The 478-nt window shown below is 62.1% G+C and carries 1 protein-coding gene; it reads left to right on the forward strand.

Annotated features, from left to right (window positions below; all coding sequences use genetic code 11):
• Nucleotides 1-478 (forward strand): S49 family peptidase (locus tag CRV02_RS14420; protein ID WP_164969026.1); only part of this gene is annotated, 478 nt, incomplete at both ends.

A 478-nucleotide genomic window follows, 5' to 3' on the forward strand; every position in this document is an offset into this window, starting at 1 on the left:
AGAGGAGGGTGGGTGTGGAGCCGCGCCGCTGGATGGGGGCGGGGGCAGTTGACCGCGCGGACAGCATCGTCCGTGGGCGCGACATAGAACCGGTATGGGCGCTTGCAACCGACATGATCTGCAGTGCGGGTCAGTTGCTTGCCAGGGCCGCCTCCCGGCGTCTGGTCACGCAGACCGCCCGGACAGGCCCCATCGGCGTCATGATGGCTTTCAGTAATTACTGTGCTGCGTTGGAGAAACAGGGTGTGGAAATCACGCTGATTTACAGCGGCAGCCATAAGGTGGATGGCAACCCCTACAGCCATCTTCCGGATGACGTCCGGGAGACACTGCAGTCCCGGATGGACGCAACCCGCCAGATGTTTGCGCAGAAGGTGTCGGCATATACCGGCCTGTCCGTGCAGGTTGTGCTGGATACCGAGGCTGCAGTGGACAGCGGTCAGGAGGCCATTGATGCCGGACTGGCTGATGAACTTGT

Source organism: Arcobacter sp. CECT 8989 (assembly GCF_004116715.1).
In the GTDB taxonomy this organism is placed as follows: domain Bacteria; phylum Campylobacterota; class Campylobacteria; order Campylobacterales; family Arcobacteraceae; genus Halarcobacter.